The 18,615-nt window shown below is 41.2% G+C and carries 13 protein-coding genes; 6 read left to right on the top strand and 7 right to left on the bottom strand.

The features are described from left to right. Positions 1–794: 794 nt before the first annotated feature. The 3 genes from CLI64_RS04980 (at position 795) to CLI64_RS04970 (ending at position 4,266) form a co-directional block, all read left to right on the top strand. Complete coding sequence (locus CLI64_RS04980; protein WP_103136185.1) at positions 795–1,895, top strand: glycosyltransferase family 4 protein; 1,101 nt, start codon at positions 795–797, stop codon at positions 1,893–1,895. Between the two features lie 68 nt (positions 1,896–1,963). Then, positions 1,964–3,226 (top strand): ABC transporter substrate-binding protein, encoded by a 1,263-nt coding sequence (locus CLI64_RS04975; RefSeq protein ID WP_103136184.1) that lies wholly within the window; start codon positions 1,964–1,966, stop codon positions 3,224–3,226. A 128-nt stretch (positions 3,227–3,354) separates the two neighbouring features. Continuing rightward, complete coding sequence (locus tag CLI64_RS04970) at positions 3,355–4,266, top strand: LD-carboxypeptidase (protein ID WP_103136183.1); 912 nt, start codon at positions 3,355–3,357, stop codon at positions 4,264–4,266. 17 nt (positions 4,267–4,283) lie between these two features. On the opposite strand, the gene CLI64_RS04965 is transcribed toward CLI64_RS04970, so the two are convergent. Together CLI64_RS04965 and CLI64_RS04960 are read right to left on the bottom strand one after the other, a co-directional pair. Further along, entirely contained in the window at positions 4,284–4,880 is a 597-nt protein-coding gene (locus tag CLI64_RS04965) for an FkbM family methyltransferase (protein ID WP_264082504.1), read from the bottom strand. A 437-nt stretch (positions 4,881–5,317) separates the two neighbouring features. Next, a complete protein-coding gene (locus tag CLI64_RS04960; protein WP_103136181.1) occupies positions 5,318–5,869 on the bottom strand; it encodes a cupin domain-containing protein in 552 nt (183 codons plus the stop codon). A 202-nt stretch (positions 5,870–6,071) separates the two neighbouring features. On the opposite strand from CLI64_RS04960, the gene CLI64_RS04955 reads away from it, so the two are divergent. Further along, complete coding sequence (locus tag CLI64_RS04955) at positions 6,072–7,517, top strand: deoxyribodipyrimidine photo-lyase, 8-HDF type (RefSeq protein ID WP_103136180.1); 1,446 nt, start codon at positions 6,072–6,074, stop codon at positions 7,515–7,517. Between the two features lie 372 nt (positions 7,518–7,889). Here CLI64_RS04955 and CLI64_RS04950 read toward each other — a convergent pair whose 3' ends face one another. From CLI64_RS04950 to CLI64_RS31880, 3 genes are all read right to left on the bottom strand, one after another. After that, positions 7,890–8,567 (bottom strand): hypothetical protein, encoded by a 678-nt coding sequence (locus CLI64_RS04950; protein WP_103136179.1) that lies wholly within the window; start codon positions 8,565–8,567, stop codon positions 7,890–7,892. Positions 8,568–9,062: 495 nt separating this feature from the next. Beyond that, positions 9,063–10,046, bottom strand: coding sequence for a class I SAM-dependent methyltransferase (locus CLI64_RS04945; protein WP_103136178.1), 984 nt, complete (start codon positions 10,044–10,046; stop codon positions 9,063–9,065). Between the two features lie 102 nt (positions 10,047–10,148). Next, entirely contained in the window at positions 10,149–10,271 is a 123-nt protein-coding gene (locus CLI64_RS31880; RefSeq protein ID WP_264082491.1) for a hypothetical protein, read from the bottom strand. A gap of 75 nt (positions 10,272–10,346) precedes the next feature. Between CLI64_RS31880 and CLI64_RS04940 the strand changes: the two genes are divergently transcribed. Then, positions 10,347–14,354: a DUF2157 domain-containing protein gene (locus CLI64_RS04940; RefSeq protein WP_103136177.1), complete on the top strand. Its 4,008-nt coding sequence runs from the start codon at positions 10,347–10,349 to the stop codon at positions 14,352–14,354. A 318-nt stretch (positions 14,355–14,672) separates the two neighbouring features. On the opposite strand, the gene CLI64_RS04935 is transcribed toward CLI64_RS04940, so the two are convergent. After that, entirely contained in the window at positions 14,673–17,327 is a 2,655-nt protein-coding gene (locus tag CLI64_RS04935; protein ID WP_103136176.1) for an S-layer family protein, read from the bottom strand. A 297-nt stretch (positions 17,328–17,624) separates the two neighbouring features. Between CLI64_RS04935 and CLI64_RS04930 the strand changes: the two genes are divergently transcribed. Continuing rightward, positions 17,625–17,948, top strand: coding sequence for a low molecular weight protein tyrosine phosphatase family protein (locus CLI64_RS04930; RefSeq protein WP_103136175.1), 324 nt, complete (start codon positions 17,625–17,627; stop codon positions 17,946–17,948). Positions 17,949–18,073: 125 nt separating this feature from the next. Here CLI64_RS04930 and CLI64_RS04925 read toward each other — a convergent pair whose 3' ends face one another. Continuing rightward, entirely contained in the window at positions 18,074–18,517 is a 444-nt protein-coding gene (locus CLI64_RS04925) for a hypothetical protein (RefSeq protein WP_103136174.1), read from the bottom strand. Between the last annotated feature and the right edge of the window lie 98 nt (positions 18,518–18,615).

Here is an 18,615-nt window from a genome sequence, read left to right as displayed (position 1 = left end):
TTCCTGACCCCTGCCCCTCTGACCACACAGTGATAGTATACTTTTTAAGTTGGAAGTCCCTAACTGGCAGTCAGCCACACTCTAACCCTCCCAGGAGGGATTAATGGCACAAAATCTGGTGAAAATCACAAGATATTGCTTCTAAAATACTCGTTGAGAGTAGATAAAATCATGACTAAAGTCATGGATAAATTTGTGACTTTTGTAGGAAGGATAATTTTAAATATAGAGTTTTAATCATATTGGGTGGCACTTGAATAAGCTAAAAGCTATTCACCAATTAAGGGAAAGATTTAACTTTCCCTATTCTTATTAATTTTGCCATCTCCCCGACTGGGATTTGCTGAGTTAATGGATAAGTTCCCATGAGTTACTATGACTTTGATAATCATTTCTGGTTGCCTAAAAATGTGTGTATGCAGTCAAAATCTATCGATAATTGTCCAAGATATGCTCATCATACAATTATTAAGGCAAGCTTAATGATATTTATCACTGTATCAATATGCTTGTTGTTCAAAACATTATCTAATAGTACCTATAATAATTTAATAAACATCAATAGCGTCGATAATAATTGTTTGTTACTAAAAGGTAGTAGTAAATTGCAAATTTACTGTTCTAAAACAGATTGATACAGCATAATTAAAAAGCAGGGGAGCAGGGAGCAAGAGAGCAGAGGGAGACATCAATCCTTATTTCTGCAAATTAAATTGGATTCCTAGAGGAGTAGAGAAGGCATTTAGTGAGAGATAATCTTGTAGTGCAGCAAGATGATTCGCCCACGGTACAAGATGAAGCTAGCGTTTATTACAGCCACGCCCCAGAATGTCAAACTAGGCAGTGGTACTTTTGTTGGTAATATTCACCTTGTGAATAATTTGCGATCGCAAGGTCACACAGTTGACATTTTTGCTCCAGCACAGATGTCTCAGGGGACTTTCAGCTATGTGGCGCATCGTTTCTGGTGGAATTGGCAACTTAACCCCTCTAGCTTCGATAACTATGATGTCGTCGTGGGACTAGATATGGATGGTTACACCATCGCCCACCGTGTGAAACCGCCTTTTATCGCTTATATTCACGGTATTATCGCCGACGAGGCTAAATTTGAGCAGGGTTTGGTGCGTCAATCTTTAGAGTTAATGTCAAAAGCAGAACGGGTGAGTGTGCATCGCGCCCAGATGGTGGTGACAACTAGCCAATACTCTGTCAATAGACTCGCTCAACTTTATAAATATAATGGACAAATTCATCCTGTACCCCCACCCATAGATTTACAGCAATGGGATGCAGCCGTGGCGGATATCTGCAAAACCGCAGAGAACCTAGTCAGTGAACGTCCGACGGTGTTGTGTGTGGGGGTACAGTATCCGCGTAAAAATGTAGCTACTCTTATTCGCGCTACCGCCATAGTTCGCCGTCAAATCCCCAATGTAGAAGTGCGAATTGCGAGTAAGGGGCCAGAGTGGGAAAATTTGCGTCAATTGGCTCAAGAATTAGATTTACAGGCAAACGTGACCTTTTTGGGCTACCTATCCCGCGAAGATTTAGTGCGGGAATATGTTCGCTGTCAAGTCTTTTGTCTACCCAGTCTACAAGAAGGGTTTGGTATAGTATTTGCTGAAGCAATGGCTACTGCTAAACCCATCGTTGCTAGTCGTGCTTCCTCCACACCAGAAGTAATTGAACATGGTGTGCAAGGTTTGCTGGCGACTCCTTTGGATGCAGAAGATTTAGCGAGTCAACTGTGTGAATTATTATTATCACCAGCTAAAGCCGCAGCGATGGGTCAAGCTGGACGTGCTAAGGTGGCAGAATTTGCTGCTCCTATTGTGGCGCAAAATTTCAGTCATTTGTTAACTAAAATCTTGAAAGTGGGGAATGGGGAATAGGGAATGGGGAATGGGGAAAGATTAATTAGCTTTTGGCTGAATTTTTGAGATTAATTGCTAGCTAAACTATGAAAGTTATTTCTGCTGCTTTGAGTATTTTATTGAGTCTATGTTTATTGACTATCGGTGGTTGTCAAACAGTCCCACCCAGCAACAGTAATGTCATTCATCTTACCCTTTGGCACGCTGTCAACCCGCCTGCTAACAGGGATGTGTTTCAAAAACTCGTAGACCGTTTTAACCAAACCCATCCTGACATTCAGGTAGAGTCACTGTATGCAGGTCAATTAGACCAGCAATTACCCAAGGTTTTGACAGCCGTCGCGGGGAATGTAGCACCAGATATTTTATTCTTTTATCCCCAAATTACAGGTCAGTTTGTGGAACTAGGTGCAATTCGACCTCTAGAAGAATGGCTAGACAAATCACCTCTCAAATCAGAAATTGTTCCTAACTGCTTTGGTGAGATGCAGTTAGATGGTCACATTTGGTCAGTTCCTTTGTTTGCTGGCAATATTGCGCTGTTTTATAGACCAGATTTATTTAAGGCGGCGGGAATTACTGAATTACCGCAAACTTGGGAGCAATTGCGAGAAGTAGCGAAAAAACTCACTATAGACCGCAATGGTGATCAACGTCCTGATCAATATGGTTTACTAATGCCTTTAGGTAAAGGAGAATGGACGGTTTCTATTTGGTTTCCGTTTCTGTTTAGCAGTGATGGCACACTAGTAAAAGATAACCGCGCTAATTTGGTGAATGACAGTGCGATCGCTGCCTTACAATTTTGGCAAAATTTGATTAAAGACGGTTCCACTAAATTCTCTGCACCAGAACGGGGATATGAAGAAGATGATTTTATTGCTGGGCGTGTAGCAATGCAGCTAACAGGGCCTTGGACATTCATCATGAAAAGTCAAGTCGATTTTGATGTTATGCCTATCCCCACGAATATACACCCTGCAACTGTACTTGCTAGTGGCAATATGTTCATCATGAAGACCACCACCGAACGAGAACAAGCCGCTTGGAAGTTCTTAGAATACGTCATCAGTGAACCATTTCAAACCGAATGGAGTATTGGTTCCGGTTTTTTACCAGTCAACATCAAATCAGCCCAAAGCCCGACCTATCAAGAATACCTGAAGAATAAACCAGTGATGAAGGTGTTTCTTGACCAAATGTCTGTATCTGGTTCTCGTCCAGTAATTCCGCAATACAGCCGTCTTTCCAATAGTATAGGTCGCGCCATCGAAGCCACGATGATGGGTGCATCCCCAGAAGCAGCATTAAAACAAGCTCAAACCAACTTAGATTTAATGTTGAATTAGGAGTTGAGAGGTGTAAGGGTTTAAGGGAGTAGGGTGAGGAAAAATCCCATGCCCAATCCCTAAAATTCTTCACGTAATTTCCCGTAGTGTAGAGTATTCTAATATTTTGACTTCTGAAATAATGATTGATGAAATCTAGAATATTACCTGCGCCTCTCAAACCTGGAGATTTACTCAAAGTTATTACCCCTAGTGGCGCATTGCGGGAATTTGATGCTTTACAAGCAAGTATAGAAATTTGGCGATCGCGTGGTTATCGTGTCGAAGTGTGCGATCATCTTAACTATAATTGGGGGTATCTTGCCCATAAAGATGAAAATCGCCGTCATCAATTAGCAGAGGCTTGGCATGACCCGGAATGTCGCGGTATTCTCTGCGCTAGGGGTGGTTTTGGTAGTACCCGCATCTTAGAAAATTGGTCTTGGGAAACTAATTTATTGACTCCCAAATGGCTAATTGGTTTTTCTGATATTACAGCTTTGTTGTGGAGTCTTTACAACGCAGGTATATCTGGGTTACACGGTGCTGTACTGACAACCTTAGCTAATGAACCGTCTTGGTCAGTTGAACGGTTATTTAATTGGGTGGAAGGGCGACCTGTTGCACCTCTTAAGGGTTGCGGTTGGGGTGGTGGTGTAGTCAGTGGCTTATTACTACCAGGAAATTTAACCGTGGCTACCCATCTTTTACACACACCCCTGCAACCAGACTTTGATGGTGTCATTTTAGCCTTAGAAGATGTCACCGAAGCACCATACCGCATTGACAGAATGCTGACCCAGTGGCGTTTAAGTGGTGTGTTCACTAAAGTCAAAGGTATCGCTTTAGGCAGCTTTACCAAATGTGAACCCCCTGCGAATGTGCCTAGTTTTAGTGTAGAAGAAGTATTGCGCGATCGCCTGGCTGACTTAAATATTCCTATCGTTTCCGACTTACCTTTTGGTCATGGTGAAGAAAATGCCGTTCTTCCCGTCGGAATATACGCCACCCTTGATGCTGATTTGGGAATCTTGGATTGCACATTCAATAATTTTGCGTAATCCAAAATTCACACTAACTATACTTGGCGAATAGCATATAAAGTGTATGTATCCACAAAACTAGATGGTAGTAATTCCCTTTTTTCTAAAATGATATTAAAACCTTGATGAGTCAAAATTGTTTTAACTTTTTCTAGTCTGCCTTTTTTATCGTGAAATTCGCCGACAATCTGTTTAATTTTTGGCCAATCTTTATCTTCTATCCCTTGTAAAACTTCGTATTCTTCACCTTCTACATCAATTTTTAGTAAGTCTATAGTGTCAATTCCTAATTCATCAATTAAAGATGAAAGGGTTCTCACTGGACACTTAACTTGGGTTTGTTCCACAAAAAAATCTGCAAATAAATCAGTGATTTCTTCTGCATCAGGCTGAGATTTTATCTCATCTGCATCAGCTATGATGTCATTTGGTTTAGTGGTTGAGTTCCCTGCCATATTGGGATAAAAAGTAAATATTTTCTCTAAATTATTTTCGGAACTCAAACCACAATTAAATAAACGCACATTCTCTAGAGAGTGTAACCGAATATTCTCTTCTAGTACCGCAAAAGTTGCCCCGATAGGTTCAAAGGCATAAATTTGTACATTCTTTTGCATTTGACTAGCAAATATTGTAAATAAACCAATATTTGCGCCTACATCAAATATACAATCACCTTCATTAATGACAATACCGTTTTTGTCGTACTGTTTTTCTGCAAATATCTCAGAATAAATATATTCAGTTTCTTCAATGCTGCTGCTGTAGTAGCATTCTAAGCCATTAGCGAAGGTAATTTTTTTTTACTCATTTCTGACTCTACATCCTGTGTCTGAATCCAACCACAAGGGGACATTCTATCTCAAAATCAAGTTACCTGCTCATCAATGGATAACAGGAATGATAAATTAGCTCACATGAGAGCTAGTTAATGAAGGCGAACAACAATGCAGACGATATCATCTGTACTAACGGCACTCTACAAAAGCCGTCAATTAAACCCCTATCTTGAATAGGTGATGAAACAACAAAACAAGCATTCTACAATGATGCCTTTTGCCTTTTACCTCTAGCCTTGATACCAAGAATCACCCAAGCGAGTACCTGTATAATTAGGCAGCCAACCATCTGCCGCACTAAAGTAGCGTACTGCTTTGAACTGTAACAACGCCGTGGGACTACACCAATGTTCTACACCCGACGGAATACTTAAGTAATCTTGAGACTCTACTAAAAGCTGTATCTGACTACCATCAGGCTTCACAAAACCAAAAATCATTTCCCCAGCCAGGACATACAAAGCTTCAGGTGCGGTGTGAGTATGATATTGACTGTAGGTAGCAAACAAAGTTTGCAGACTTGGTGATCCTGGATGCACATTTAACAAATCGCACCACAGATAACCGTTTTCTTGTTGCAGGAATTCAAACACACTATTGTGCAAATCTACAACATGACGCTTTTCTTCATCTGTCAACACCTCTTGTTGTAAGAGGTGGGGAAATAGCAACGCTGTTCCTGGGTCGTAATGTTTGAGATAAATACCAATAGGTGCAAGTTCACGAACTATTTCTTGTATATCGCTTTCTATCGTGCCGTCTGCCAGTAACAATGCTGCCATGATGAAAAATTTAATTCTCTATTAATCAAAAGTATACCTGACTTTGATACAACAAGCCACTATTACCGATAGATTTACTGGAGTTGTATTTGGTGCCAGAAAATATCAATTTTGCTAATTGACAAAGATATGAAATTGCCTAATAGTTAAATGCTCCTACTAGGGTTTAAGCTAGTACGAGTGAACTATATAAACTGCTCAAATGTCTGACTTAATTTTATTTTGGCATCGCCGTGATTTACGCATTGCAGATAATACCGGATTAGCTTTGACCAGGGAACAAACTGCTAAGGTAGTGGGTGTATTTTGCCTAGATCCTAATATTCTCGAACGAGATGATGTTGCACCAGCAAGAGTAACTTACATGATTGGCTGTTTGCAAGCATTACAACAGCGATACTTACAAGCGGGAAGTCAGTTATTAATTTTGCGTGGTGATCCTGTACAAGCGATACCCCATTTAGCAGAGACATTGCAAGCTAAAGCGGTGTTTTGGAATTGGGATGTAGAACCATATTCTCAGGTACGCGATCGCGCTATCATAGAAACCTTAAAAGCCAAGGGTATAGAATTTCTTACCCCCAACTGGGATCAAATTCTCCATTCCCCAGAGGAAATTTTCTCAGGTAGCAATGCACCTTACACTGTCTACACTCCCTTTTGGAAAAATTGGATTACTAAACCCAAGGCTAAACCAGTCCCAACCCTAGAAAATGCTACAGGTTTAACACCAGCAGAACAAGAACTGGCGACACAAGCCGGAGTTACAACCTTACCCACAGCCAAAGACTTAGGATTTATTTGGGATACAGATTTGGTAATTCCCCCAGGGGAAGCAGCAGCACAAGACAAACTAGAGGAATTTACCGCCAAAGCCATCACAGAATATCAAGAACAGCGTAACTTTCCCGGCGTTGACGGAACATCACAACTCAGTGCTGCTTTAAAATTTGGTGTCATTGGTATCCGCACAGTTTGGCAAGCCACAACAGCAGCATTAGAAAATTACACCAGTGAAGAAGCCAGTACCAGTATCCGTACTTGGCAACAAGAACTAGCTTGGCGGGAATTTTATCAACACGCTATGTATCACTTCCCCGAATTAGCTGATGGTGCTTACCGTGACACGTTTAAAAACTTCCCTTGGGAGAATAACGAGGAACTTTTTCAAGCTTGGTGTGAAGGAAAAACTGGCTATCCCATCGTAGATGCAGCCATGCGCCAATTAAATGAACTAGGTTGGATGCACAACCGTTGTCGGATGATAGTTGCCAGTTTCCTCACCAAAGACTTACTAATTAATCCCCAGTGGGGAGAAAAATACTTTATGCAGAAGCTAATTGACGGCGATTTATCTGCGAATAATGGTGGTTGGCAATGGAGTGCTTCGAGTGGAATGGATCCTAAACCAGTGCGAATTTTTAACCCAGCCAGTCAAGCACAAAAGTTCGATGCTGATGCTGAGTATATCCGTTTGTGGTTGCCAGAATTGCGGTCTTTAGATACAGAATATTTGGTGACAGGGAAAATTACACCTTTAGAACGTCGTGCTGTAGGCTATCCTGACCCGATTGTAGACCATAAAAAGCAGCAACAACTATTTAAACAACGCTATCAACAGCAGAAGGAATTGGTTATTAGTCAATAGTCATTAGTCAATAGTCATTAGTCAATAGTCATTAGTCATTAGTCATTAGTCATTACTCATTAGTCATTACTCATTAGTCATTAGTCAATAGTCATTAGTCATTACTCATTAGTCATTACTCATTACTCATTAGTCATTAGTCATTAGTCATTAGTCATTACTCATTACTCATTACTCAGCACCGGCTAAACGCCGCGCTACCGCTAACAGCACTCAGCACTCAACACTCATTACTCATTAGAAACTTCTATAAAAATAAACTTCTCTCCGAGAGGTGCAACGTTTCGGAGAGAAGAAGGTGTAGCTTGCTTTTCCAATGGGGTAAGCATCGCTACGCTAAAGTCATTCGTGATTTTTGGGTTTAATTACGAATTATTTTAACGCTGGTTCAAAATCTTGAATTAATACAGTCTGACGTTGTAGTGCGACTTGATTACGCCATTTCTTTAGTCTCATTTCTGTTCTGGATGTTCTGGGTTTCAAGTAGCCTAAACGCAGTAGTTCCCTTAAATCTCTCATTCTGGGTTTTATTTTTGTTCCCAAAATATAGTCGGCTAAAGGAAATACGATATTGTAATTTTTATTAGTAAATTGATGATGTAAATAATGATGAACGGCTAGCCATCTAAAAACACCCCAATCAGCAAAAAAGGTGGCTTTTGGCTGGTGCATTTGAGTGTGGATTGTATTCCAAGTGAAGGCATGAATTAATAACACGACAACGAACGTCACACCAGCTAAAGGTGAAATCATCCAAAATAGTAAATCTACGGGCAAGAAAAGAACTAAAGCGGTGATAATTTCCACAGCCCGAAATCTAATATTGTCATCACTACCTTCAGGATGAGGCTCAAAGTCAAATTGACGATACCAAATACCATGATGTCTGATGGCATGACCTTCATAAACTTCTTTAAATACGTTGGGATACTTCTTATAAAACCATTCAGGTAAAACCTTTTTGTGCATGAAATTTTGGTGCGTTTGATGTTCAGCAAAGGAAAAGATAATCTCAGACAACAGAATGTATACAACCAGAGATAACAACATAATTTTTCTGACTAAAAGAATCCATTCAACTTACTATCATTTAACACAAAAACTTACCAGTTGCTTACTTATAAACCACCTTATGACTATTTACAAAAGGCGTAGACACCATCACTAATAAGTTTCTGACTACAGGTGCAACAAATCAAAATTTGTAGATCATCACTGGTAATACATTAAATAATACACTTCGTGTTTCATGCTATTTGATGCTGGCAAAAAGTTGTGATTTTGCTTGCCAACATATACTTTATCTCTTAGGTGAATTTTGTCAATACTTTAGTTGATTCATCGTAATATTACATCATAAAAAATTTTATTCCTGAAATACTAGTTGATAGAGGGAACGAGAGACACAGAGAAGTCTGAGCGGAGGAACAGGTGATAAGCATTGGTCAGAAGTTTTGTCAAAATTAAATATCAATCATAAATATTTTCTTAATTTAGCAAGATTGTTTGTGTAGTTTGATGTGGAATTATTAAGCAGGAGGTAAGTTAGTTTGGGGAAATTTTAACTTGTGACTTTTGCTGTTTTTGATTTGCGATCGCCTGTCTGAAAATCTTGGGTAGCCAGAACAAATAATCATACCCTTGTTGCACTTGACTGTAAAGTGAAAATAGCTGTGCTTTACTTAGAAAAGTATAGGGTTGAATGGCTTTAAGCATTGCTGAAAATCTATCTATAGCTATGGTTGGAGTTACACCACTGACAAGATAATCATGTAAATGCGGTGGTAATTGCCAATTAATTGTCGGATCTGGCTGATGGATAACAGGCTCAACATTTCCTCGCCATGCAACGCCCATAATTTGCATAGTTTGATAAACCATTGTGTTCCAGCCTTGATTTCGCAAATAATCCAAGCCTGCGCCCACATCAGGAGATGCTAAATCATGAAATAAAATTAACGCGTCTGGTTCTGCAAATTGTTCACAGATCATGGCATCATTCAGGGGGGCGGGTGCTTCATGATGACCGTCTATAAATATTAATGACCATTTACGTTGCAATTTATTAGCTATCTCTTCCACTTTTTGGGGGCTATAACCTGGTATGAGATTCACTAATTCTTTTACACCTGCTCGCTGGAGTGAATCTGTCACACTTTCAGAGAATAACTCTTGAGATAGCATCGGGTCAATTACATCTAACTCAACTCCCCCTAAAGCCAAATGACAAGCCGACCAACCCATCCAACACCCTATCTCTAAAGCTTTTTTACCCTGAAATTTTAAAGCAGTGTTGTAGAGAATATTTGCTTCATCTCGACTCACAAAGCCTACACCAGTCCGTCGTTTATCCACATAAAAATTATGAGAAATATTTCGGCGTAAGTAAAACCAAGAAGAATCATATCGATTGCCTAAAATCATATGAGGAAAACACGAATCTGGCTTAACTGTCGCTAATCCAGGTGAAACATAATCTCCGTGGGGAAAGATGTTAGATGCAATTGCTTTGACTATTATTTCACTCATATATTCATTTATTTTAATATTTTAACTTGCTTATATATAGCAACCAAAAACGATAATCTATACCTGGAAGCTATGCCAAGTATCACACAAATAATTTAATAATTATTGGGATGAATCTGCAAATAACCAATGCTCAAAGCTAAACGCCCCACTTCCGCTAACAGTACCGACTAAACGCCGCGCTACCGCTAACAGCACTACTTTAGTCAGTAAAATAACTGTCATAGCGATCGCGTAACTATACCTGAATCCCGTGATGATTGAGGTATATACTGTGCTACCTACGGCTTATATCACCCCATGCGTGAGAGTCCACCTCAAAAAATCGGCTTAAAAATCTCCTCTAACCACCCCGAACTACTGACGGGTTTGGATATGTGGTTGCGTTTGGGTTTAATCTCCGATACCCAAGTCAAACAAATTTGTCGGGAATATCTTTCTTGTCAGGTTAACTTCCAGTCTGTAGTTGAACCTGAACCACAGCAAGTCCCAGTATCCACAACGAGACTAGAAAGACCATTAATTGCTTATCTTCCAGAAGAACCAAAACCACCAAAACCACCAGCACGTCCCAGTGTGGTTAACCAAATGTTGCAATCCTTGGGCGCAGAGTTAAGTGTGCGGTGGCTGCTGTTTTTGGGTGTGTTTTTAGTTGTCCTCTCTTCTGGAGTCTTAGCGGCTAGCCAGTGGGAGAGATTTCCCGCTTCTGGACAGTATGGAGTTTTATTTGCTTATACTTTGAGTTTTTGGGGTTTAAGTTTTTGGGCTGGTAAACAAAATAACCTGAGATTGACAGCACAGACTTTGCTGATTGTGACTCTGTTGTTAGTGCCGGTCAATTTTTGGGCGATGGATAGCTTTGGTTTGTGGCGTAATCCTCTAGATTGGTTGACAGTGGCGATCGCTGCTCCTATCTTAACGGTAATTACGGTTCTGCTTTGTAAAAATCGCACATTTTTAATAAATCAACCCAGAAGCAATCTATCTATCATCAATATTCTGGGATTAATTTATCTGCATTGGGGTTGGAAATTACCATTATTTCCCCTGACTGCAATTTATGTGGCAATGGTAGGTACAACTATCTTGACGTTGTATCAGCATCGTCGCCAGCAACCTACACGCCCAGAAGCATCAGGATTAGGAATTAATTTATATGCAACTGTCATTATTTATGCTTTATTACTCCTGTTAACACGAGGCATATTTGTTGCTAGGGTGGATGTCACCCAATTAGGTTTAGCAATTGGGATTTGTGGTTGGTTAGGGACTTGGTTAGCACAGCAGCGCAGCAGCCCAGCAACGCCACAGGGGGAAAATCACGCGCCTGTAATCAAGATAGATGTTATTTGGGCAAGAATTGGGGAAATTTTAGTATTTTTGGGCTGGTTGGTGGCGGTATTTAATCATCCAGCCCAAGCTATAGCGGTGAGTGGACTGGCTTTGTGGGTGGTGACAGTCCGACTGTACAGATACAGTTTACAGATTGATTTATTTTTACTATTCGTTATTGGTTTACAGGCGATTTGGTTGGGTTGGCGGTTAGTTCCCTCTGGGTTACAGCAGTTGGCTATCACCGTGGGAACACAACTTACCCAATCACAAAATGAACCTTGGGCTTTATTGAGTGTGGTGTTATTTCCCTACCTCCTGTTCATGGTGGTAGTGACAGAGACTTTACACACAGCCCAAAAGCGCGATTTAGCCAAATTTAGCGAATTCCTCAGCCTGGTATTCGGGGCTTGTTTAACTGCGATCGCTACCGTTAATCCTACCTTGCGATCGCTCAATTTCCTGTGTTCTACCATCACTCTAGCAGTAGTTAGCAAGCGGCGTTCTCCTGTTCCTGTCCCCTTGGTGTATCTGACACACTCAATGGGAATGCTGACATTCTGTTCATTCATTAATTGGCTACTACCGAATTTAGCATTGCATCTATGGGCAAGTATTTTATTAATACTGATGCTGGGAGAGTGGGGATTTTGTCTGCTTAATACAGAACCAGCGACTATTCCCCCTTCCCTCACAGGGAAGGGGGTTAGGGGGTTAGGTCAAAACATCTGGCGACAAAGCGCATGGCACATGGGATTTTTCCTGGCGGCGGTAAGTTTCTTGATGTTGTGGACAAATGCTCAACTAGTCATAGAAGCCTTAGAAGGTATACCTTCCCTACTACTGCAATGGCTGATATTCGGCACAGATAGCACCCCAAATTTTCAGTCTCAAGACTATTGGGGAGTAATTTGGTTAACTACACCCATCGCCCTCACAGTTTTAGCCAGTCGCACAACTCAAAACCGCACTACAAATAGCTTATCGGCGGTTATTACTATATTTGTGGCACAGCTACTCACCCTACCCCTACCAGGAATACAATTAATTGGTTTAGCGGTGGGAACTGGTGTGATGTATGTCAACACCCACCATCTACGCCAGCAAATATTTGCCGTTATTAATATTGGTTTTGGTTTAAGCTTCATCGCAGCGTTACTGTGGGAAGGGATTCCCGGTATCCCGCGCCTAGCTAGACCAGGATGGTTGATTGTATGTGCGATCGCTATTTTAAGCTTATGGTTAGGACGTACAATCATTTCTCGAAGAGAAGATGAATTAGCGAGGATTTATGCTGCCGCTTGTGATCAATGGGCGATCGCATTGTGTACTGTAGAGTTATTATTCCTGACTCTCTACTCATCCTCTATTTATGTAGGTTTCACCCCTGGATATTGGTATTTAGTCGCGACAGCCATCACCTTAGTCGCCATTATTTATCACAGTTGGCGACAACCGACAAACTGGGCATTTTATGGGATTGGTTGGTGTGTAGAATTATTAGTTACCCAGGTGTTAAGCTTCGGCGGAGACTCGATCATTCGGGTTGCCATTGCTAACATTGCCTTGGGTTTATTCTCCCAACTTTTCGGCGAATGGTGGCGGCGTAAACATCAACTGACCACACTTCCCAGCAGTTTCCACGTTTTACCAGTCATTTATGGTGTATTTAGTGTCCTGCTGAGGGTAAATGTCTTTACTAATTGGTCTGGGTTGTGTTCTTTAGGTGTGGCGTTGATTTTCGTCGGTGTCGGACGACGCAACCGCGAGTTAAAACCCCTGCTGTATTTGGGGATGATTGGAATTTCTGTTTCCGCCTATGAATTGCTGTTCTACCAAATGTTACAAGCCTCCGGCGGTGGCTTGGGCGATGGTTTAATTGCAATGGCTACCCTGGGAACTGGAATCATGTCCCTCTATCGGGTTTTGACTCCGTGGTTAGTAACGTGGTTGCGCCTCAGTCGGCGGGAACTCCAAGGAATTGCCCATTTACATTGGGTTTGGAGTAGTTGCTTACTCATGGCTGCAATTTCCCAACCGATTGTCGTTAACCGACTGGTGGGTTTAGGAACAGGGGCATTTTTAATTGCCTACGCCATATTACAAGGGAAACAAACCGCTAATGCTAATCAACCCCCCGTATTTGGTCGTATTCCTGTCACCGACTTGTGGGTTTACCTGGGCTTTCTCTTAGTGGCAGGGATGAGAGTTTATTGGCGAGAAACCGCCGTCGGACAGTGGTTAACCGGCCCCCTAGTACCGTGGAATGGGGCGATCGCCTGCGTATTTGCCTACTTTTTATACCTGCTGCCCTGGGAACGTTGGGGCTGGAATCAAAAACCTTGGCGGTTAGCTGCTTATATTTTCCCCTTAGTGATTCTCACGGAAACTAGGCTGGCAGTTTACCCCATTACCTTAGTGATAGCGGCTGGGTATTATCTTTTACTTGCCAAGCTCAGGGAAAATATCCGCTTTACATACATTAGTGTGGTGTTGATAGACTGGGCGTTATTTTCGTGGTTACATAGTTTACGCCTGTATGATTCCCTATGGTATGTGACAGTGATTGGTTTATCACTGCTGTATCTCGCTCAATTTGATCCTGCACTGCGACAACCAGAAAATAAACTCGCCCGTCACACCTTCAGAGTCATTGGTAGTGGTGTAATTTGTGGTTGGGCGATCGTATTTTATCAACACACACCCCTAATAGCAGGAGCTTCTGCACTAGCTTTCATCTTTGTGGGGTTAGCTTTGCGGATACGGGCATTCCTTTACGTTGGGACAATTAGCTTCTTATTCACCAGTATTTATCAACTAGTAATATTTAGCTTGCGTTATCCCTTCTTAAAATGGGTTGTCGGTTTACTAGTCGGTATTGCTTTGATTTCCATCGCCGCTAACTTTGAAACCCATCGTACTCAAATCACCTCGTTGTTGCGTAATACCAATCATGAACTTGATGAGTGGGAATAATACCAATTCGCAATTCGCAATTCGCAATTCGCAATGGACTAAAGTCCCGCTACGCTAACGCAATTAAGAAAGTCAGATACCACCTGGGTTTCAAGCTTTGCATCTGTTGCTTAATTTTGGAGAATTGGTATAAGCTCCGAATTCAAAATTAAATACCTCACGGATAAATCTAGAGGCTTGTGACCTATGTGCTAGCGTTCAGCCTGTGCAATTAATCTTACTTTTTACTCAGCACTTAGCACCGGCTAAACGCCGCGCTTCCTCTAACAGCACTCTTTTGGTCAACAATCATCCCACTAATCAGCAACGCCAACCGCTTTAGTGTGAGTGCAAGCTTGTCTGCGAGACTTCCGCACAAGTTAATGATGGTGGCACATTCATCGAAGATTGATCGGCAATTAATTCAATTTTGCCTTGGTGATTACGATGCCAAGATGTAGCTTGCACCAGCACTGCTGCTGATTTGGAAATTTGAGCTTGTACTTGTTGTCTGGTGCGGAATGGAGAGATATCACGCATATCAGACCAAGTGCGATCGCTCCTAATATCCTCACTAGGATTTTTAGGGATACCACCCCTTCCTATGGCCACAAAACTACTATCAGTGCTAGCAGCACAACCACTAGTGATTTTTTGGGATGGGTCGGTGAAATTTTCTGGTAATTTTATTACACCAAAGTTCGGGTCAACACCAGTATGATGAATTTGCACAGTGCCATTGACGTTAAACTGAGAGCTAGCGGTAATGTCATTTGTGACAACTTCTCTAGGATTCAACAGATTGCGATATTGCAAACCGACGATTCCCTGAGTTGTAATCTGAATATTGCCACCCCTTCCTTGCACTGCATTAGCAATAATGTCGCTGTTTTCTAAACCGACAATATTAGGAGCGTTAATTTTAATATTACCCCCATTACCACCTGCTTCTGCACTGATGTAACTGCCATTACGCATCAGTAAGACATCACGGACTTGTAGGTCAATATTACCGCCTTCTCCTGTATTGGCTTCAGAACGCAGTTTGCTGGCTTGATCCAAATTCAGATAATTAGCCCGGATGAGCATATTACCAGCATCTCCTGTACCTTTGCCACTCACTACAATTTCGCCGCGATCGCCAAGACTCAATTTCTCTGTGGTCAGATTTACGGAACCCGCAATACCAGGGCCTGTAGAAGAAGCATATAACCCACTAGGGCCAGTAGCATCCAGCGAGTAAAGCAGTTGACCACTCGGCAGTTGACTGACACCTGCAATATTAATGGAATTAGCTTGAATGGTAATATTTCCGGCTTGACCGTAGGTTTCAGTTGAGGTGGAAATTCTGCCTCCATCAAGTAAATTAAGCTTACCAACATTAAACGTAATGTTGCCGCCTTGTCCCTTACCCAGACTAATCAGTTGTTCAGTCGCAAAATCGTAGTTACCATTGGTTGAGGCAAAAAATCTGCTAGACACACCAGTTGAAGAACTACCACCCACGGTTACTTCATCAGCATTCACAATAATGTCACCCGATGTCCCTTCACCATACGTACCTGTACGAATACCAGGGCCATTTAAAACCTCTAATTTACCAACATTGAGAATGATATCTCCACCCCTACCTGTGGCATATTCACGGATGCTGGTACTCATCCCTGTCAAAAATGCAGGTTCACCTGTAGCAGTCTCACCTGTGATACTCAAGTTATTGGCTGTGACGATAATATTGCCACCATCACCAGTACCTCTAGCGGTAGCACGCAATTCAGCCCCGTCTCGAATGTTGACTTGTGCGGCATCAATGACGACATCACCCCCCCGACCTTGCGAACCATTCATTGTATTTGCCGCTAAGGTACTCACACTAAATCGCTGTTTTGTCGGTGTATAGATGGCTTCCCCAATCACGTTGACAACTGTACTCTTGACTGTAATATTGCCCGAATCACCTATTCCATAAGCACGGGTGTTAATTTGCGCGCCATTCAAAACATTGAGAAGGGGTGTTTCAATGGTCACATCACCGCCCCTTCCCCTAGCTGTTGGTTGGGAGTAAGCTGCAATTGTGGTGTTCGAGAGGGCTGGCTGACCGATTAATTCTAGGGATTCGGAAGCTTTGATGAGAATACCTTGCCCTGAGCTTGTGCCTAAAGTGTGGGACGTGATACTTGAAGAGCCAGACAGAGTAATTTTCTGTCCCTGGAGAGCGATCGCACCACCTTGGTTTCCACTTGTATCAACTCTAGCTGCATTACTAAAGTTGATATTTTGGAACTGATTCACACCATTCAAATTTAAGCTAAATCCATTAGTGTTTGTTGACAGTCCTACGAGATTGTTTGCTGTGACACTTGCTAATTCCACCCTGCCATCGCGAGCAGTAATGCTACTCTGATCAAAAGTTAAGTTGTTCCCCACCAGTGCAAATGTATTTTTTGCCGGAATCGCTAATTTTGACCCATAAACGTTAATTGAGCCAGGATTACTACCCATTTGCAAGCCAATTGGCACACTCATCGTCAACAATGTGTTGGCGTTGGGATTCACAGCACTAAACTCAGCACCATCAGCAAATTTGATGCTATTAGCAGTTGTGCCAAAAAATGAACCACCAATTTTTAAGCTGGCCTTGGCATCAAAAATCACCCCGGCTGGGTTAAGTAAAAATAAATTAGCAGTACCCTTAGCACTAATTTCACCTCTAATATGAGAAATATCACCACCAGTTACCCGACTAAAAATATTTTGAATATCAGTAGCATTGTCGAATAATACAGAACCGTTGCTGGGAATAGAGAATTGGCTGAAGCTATGAAATAAATTATTGCCAACACGAGTGCCATTAGTAATTGTGTAATTATCAATACCTTTAACAGTAGTTCCGAGAGTGTTATCGGGACTAACCTGAGCTTGAACACTCATGTTGTAAATGACAGATATGAAAATTGCGCCAATGAAGCTAAATCCAGCAAAACTTACTTTCATCAACCTACCTCTAATTTTCTCCCCTGTATCTATTCTTCCCAATTAAGTATGTTTTTAAACATTGCTATAGCCAGTAGTTTAAGTTTTGGGAAAAATTGCACAAGTTAAGTCGTGACTCTTCAATTACCTGCGTAATATAGGGTTGATGCCAGTATATTTAATCATCAAATCCAAATCCTGTATAGGACTCGTATTTGATTTTTGCGAAGCTAGGTATACTTTTATTTCTTCTTCCCTGTTCCCTTACTACGCAAAAAAATTTCAGGAATCACAGCTGATTCCTATGTAATTTAATTAATGAAAAAACTGTTATTTATTTGTAGTCAAAATCGATTGCGAAGTCCTACTGCTGAAGCTGTATTTGCTGAGTACGAAGGCATAGAAACAGATTCCGCAGGTTTGGATCGTTATGCAGAAGTCCCACTATCTACAGAGGCTATCGAGTGGGCTGATATTATTTTTGTCATGGAAAAATCACATAAAATTAAACTAGCGCAAAAATTTCAGCCATTCTTAAAAAATAAGAGAGTTATCTGTTTAGATATACCCGACGAATTTGAATATATGGATGCTAAATTAATTGAGATTTTGAAGAAGAAGGTACTAAAAATAATTACCTGATGTATTGATTATGGGAAAAAACAATATTTTCAAATTTTCCTAATCCCCAATCCCTAACTAATAAAAATACCCCAGTCTCTCCTAGAAACTGGGGATTAGAAATACTATAAAGACGAATACAATGTCTACTTAGCACCGCAGTAGGTATTAATTTCTTTGACAATTGTACTTTCGTCCACACTACTCTTTTGTAAACTCCCTAAAAAGCGATTAGCATCGCGGATATTCTTTTTATCTATAGCCGCAGCCGCATCATTTAAGCCTTTGCTGATATCTTGATAGAGTGTAAGAAAGCGTCCCTGAAAACCTTTTAATTTTTCATCGCTAACTGTCACAGCTTTCATTTCTGTGCCAATCTCATCTATCTTAGTAGCAAGTTCAGTTAAGCCTTTAGACCCCTTGGAAGAATTGGAATTTTTGCCAAATTGTTGACCTAATGTTGCTGCTTTGTTAGCTACTGTGATCACTTTATTACATTGGGCAACTTTACTTTCTCCGCATCCCGCAAATAATACTGCGATCGCAGCTACAAGAGAAAGTGTAGCAGTTTTTTTCAGCGTAAGTGACATATGTTGTGATTTCTCCAGCGATGTTTCCGTAAAATGGGCATATAAAACAATGAGTTTACAAAAATATAAGTCAACGCTATTTTTGCTGATGCCTTTTT

The sequence above is a fragment of the Nostoc sp. CENA543 genome (genome assembly GCF_002896875.1).
Lineage (GTDB): Bacteria > Cyanobacteriota > Cyanobacteriia > Cyanobacteriales > Nostocaceae > Trichormus.
The sequence above is the reverse complement of the archived record's forward strand: the minus strand, read 5'-3'. Positions and strand labels throughout refer to the sequence as shown.

Coding starts and splice junctions, on each gene's coding strand:
- CLI64_RS04980 (WP_103136185.1), top strand. CDS start 795: ATGAAGCTAGCGTTTATTACAGCCACGCCCCAGAATGTCAAACTAGGC.
- CLI64_RS04975 (WP_103136184.1), top strand. CDS start 1,964: ATGAAAGTTATTTCTGCTGCTTTGAGTATTTTATTGAGTCTATGTTTA.
- CLI64_RS04970 (WP_103136183.1), top strand. CDS start 3,355: ATGAAATCTAGAATATTACCTGCGCCTCTCAAACCTGGAGATTTACTC.
- CLI64_RS04960 (WP_103136181.1), bottom strand. CDS start 5,869: ATGGCAGCATTGTTACTGGCAGACGGCACGATAGAAAGCGATATACAA.
- CLI64_RS04955 (WP_103136180.1), top strand. CDS start 6,072: ATGTCTGACTTAATTTTATTTTGGCATCGCCGTGATTTACGCATTGCA.
- CLI64_RS04950 (WP_103136179.1), bottom strand. CDS start 8,567: ATGTTGTTATCTCTGGTTGTATACATTCTGTTGTCTGAGATTATCTTT.
- CLI64_RS04945 (WP_103136178.1), bottom strand. CDS start 10,046: ATGAGTGAAATAATAGTCAAAGCAATTGCATCTAACATCTTTCCCCAC.
- CLI64_RS31880 (WP_264082491.1), bottom strand. CDS start 10,271: ATGACAGTTATTTTACTGACTAAAGTAGTGCTGTTAGCGGTAGCGCGG.
- CLI64_RS04940 (WP_103136177.1), top strand. CDS start 10,347: ATGCGTGAGAGTCCACCTCAAAAAATCGGCTTAAAAATCTCCTCTAAC.
- CLI64_RS04935 (WP_103136176.1), bottom strand. CDS start 17,327: ATGAAAGTAAGTTTTGCTGGATTTAGCTTCATTGGCGCAATTTTCATA.
- CLI64_RS04930 (WP_103136175.1), top strand. CDS start 17,625: ATGAAAAAACTGTTATTTATTTGTAGTCAAAATCGATTGCGAAGTCCT.
- CLI64_RS04925 (WP_103136174.1), bottom strand. CDS start 18,517: ATGTCACTTACGCTGAAAAAAACTGCTACACTTTCTCTTGTAGCTGCG.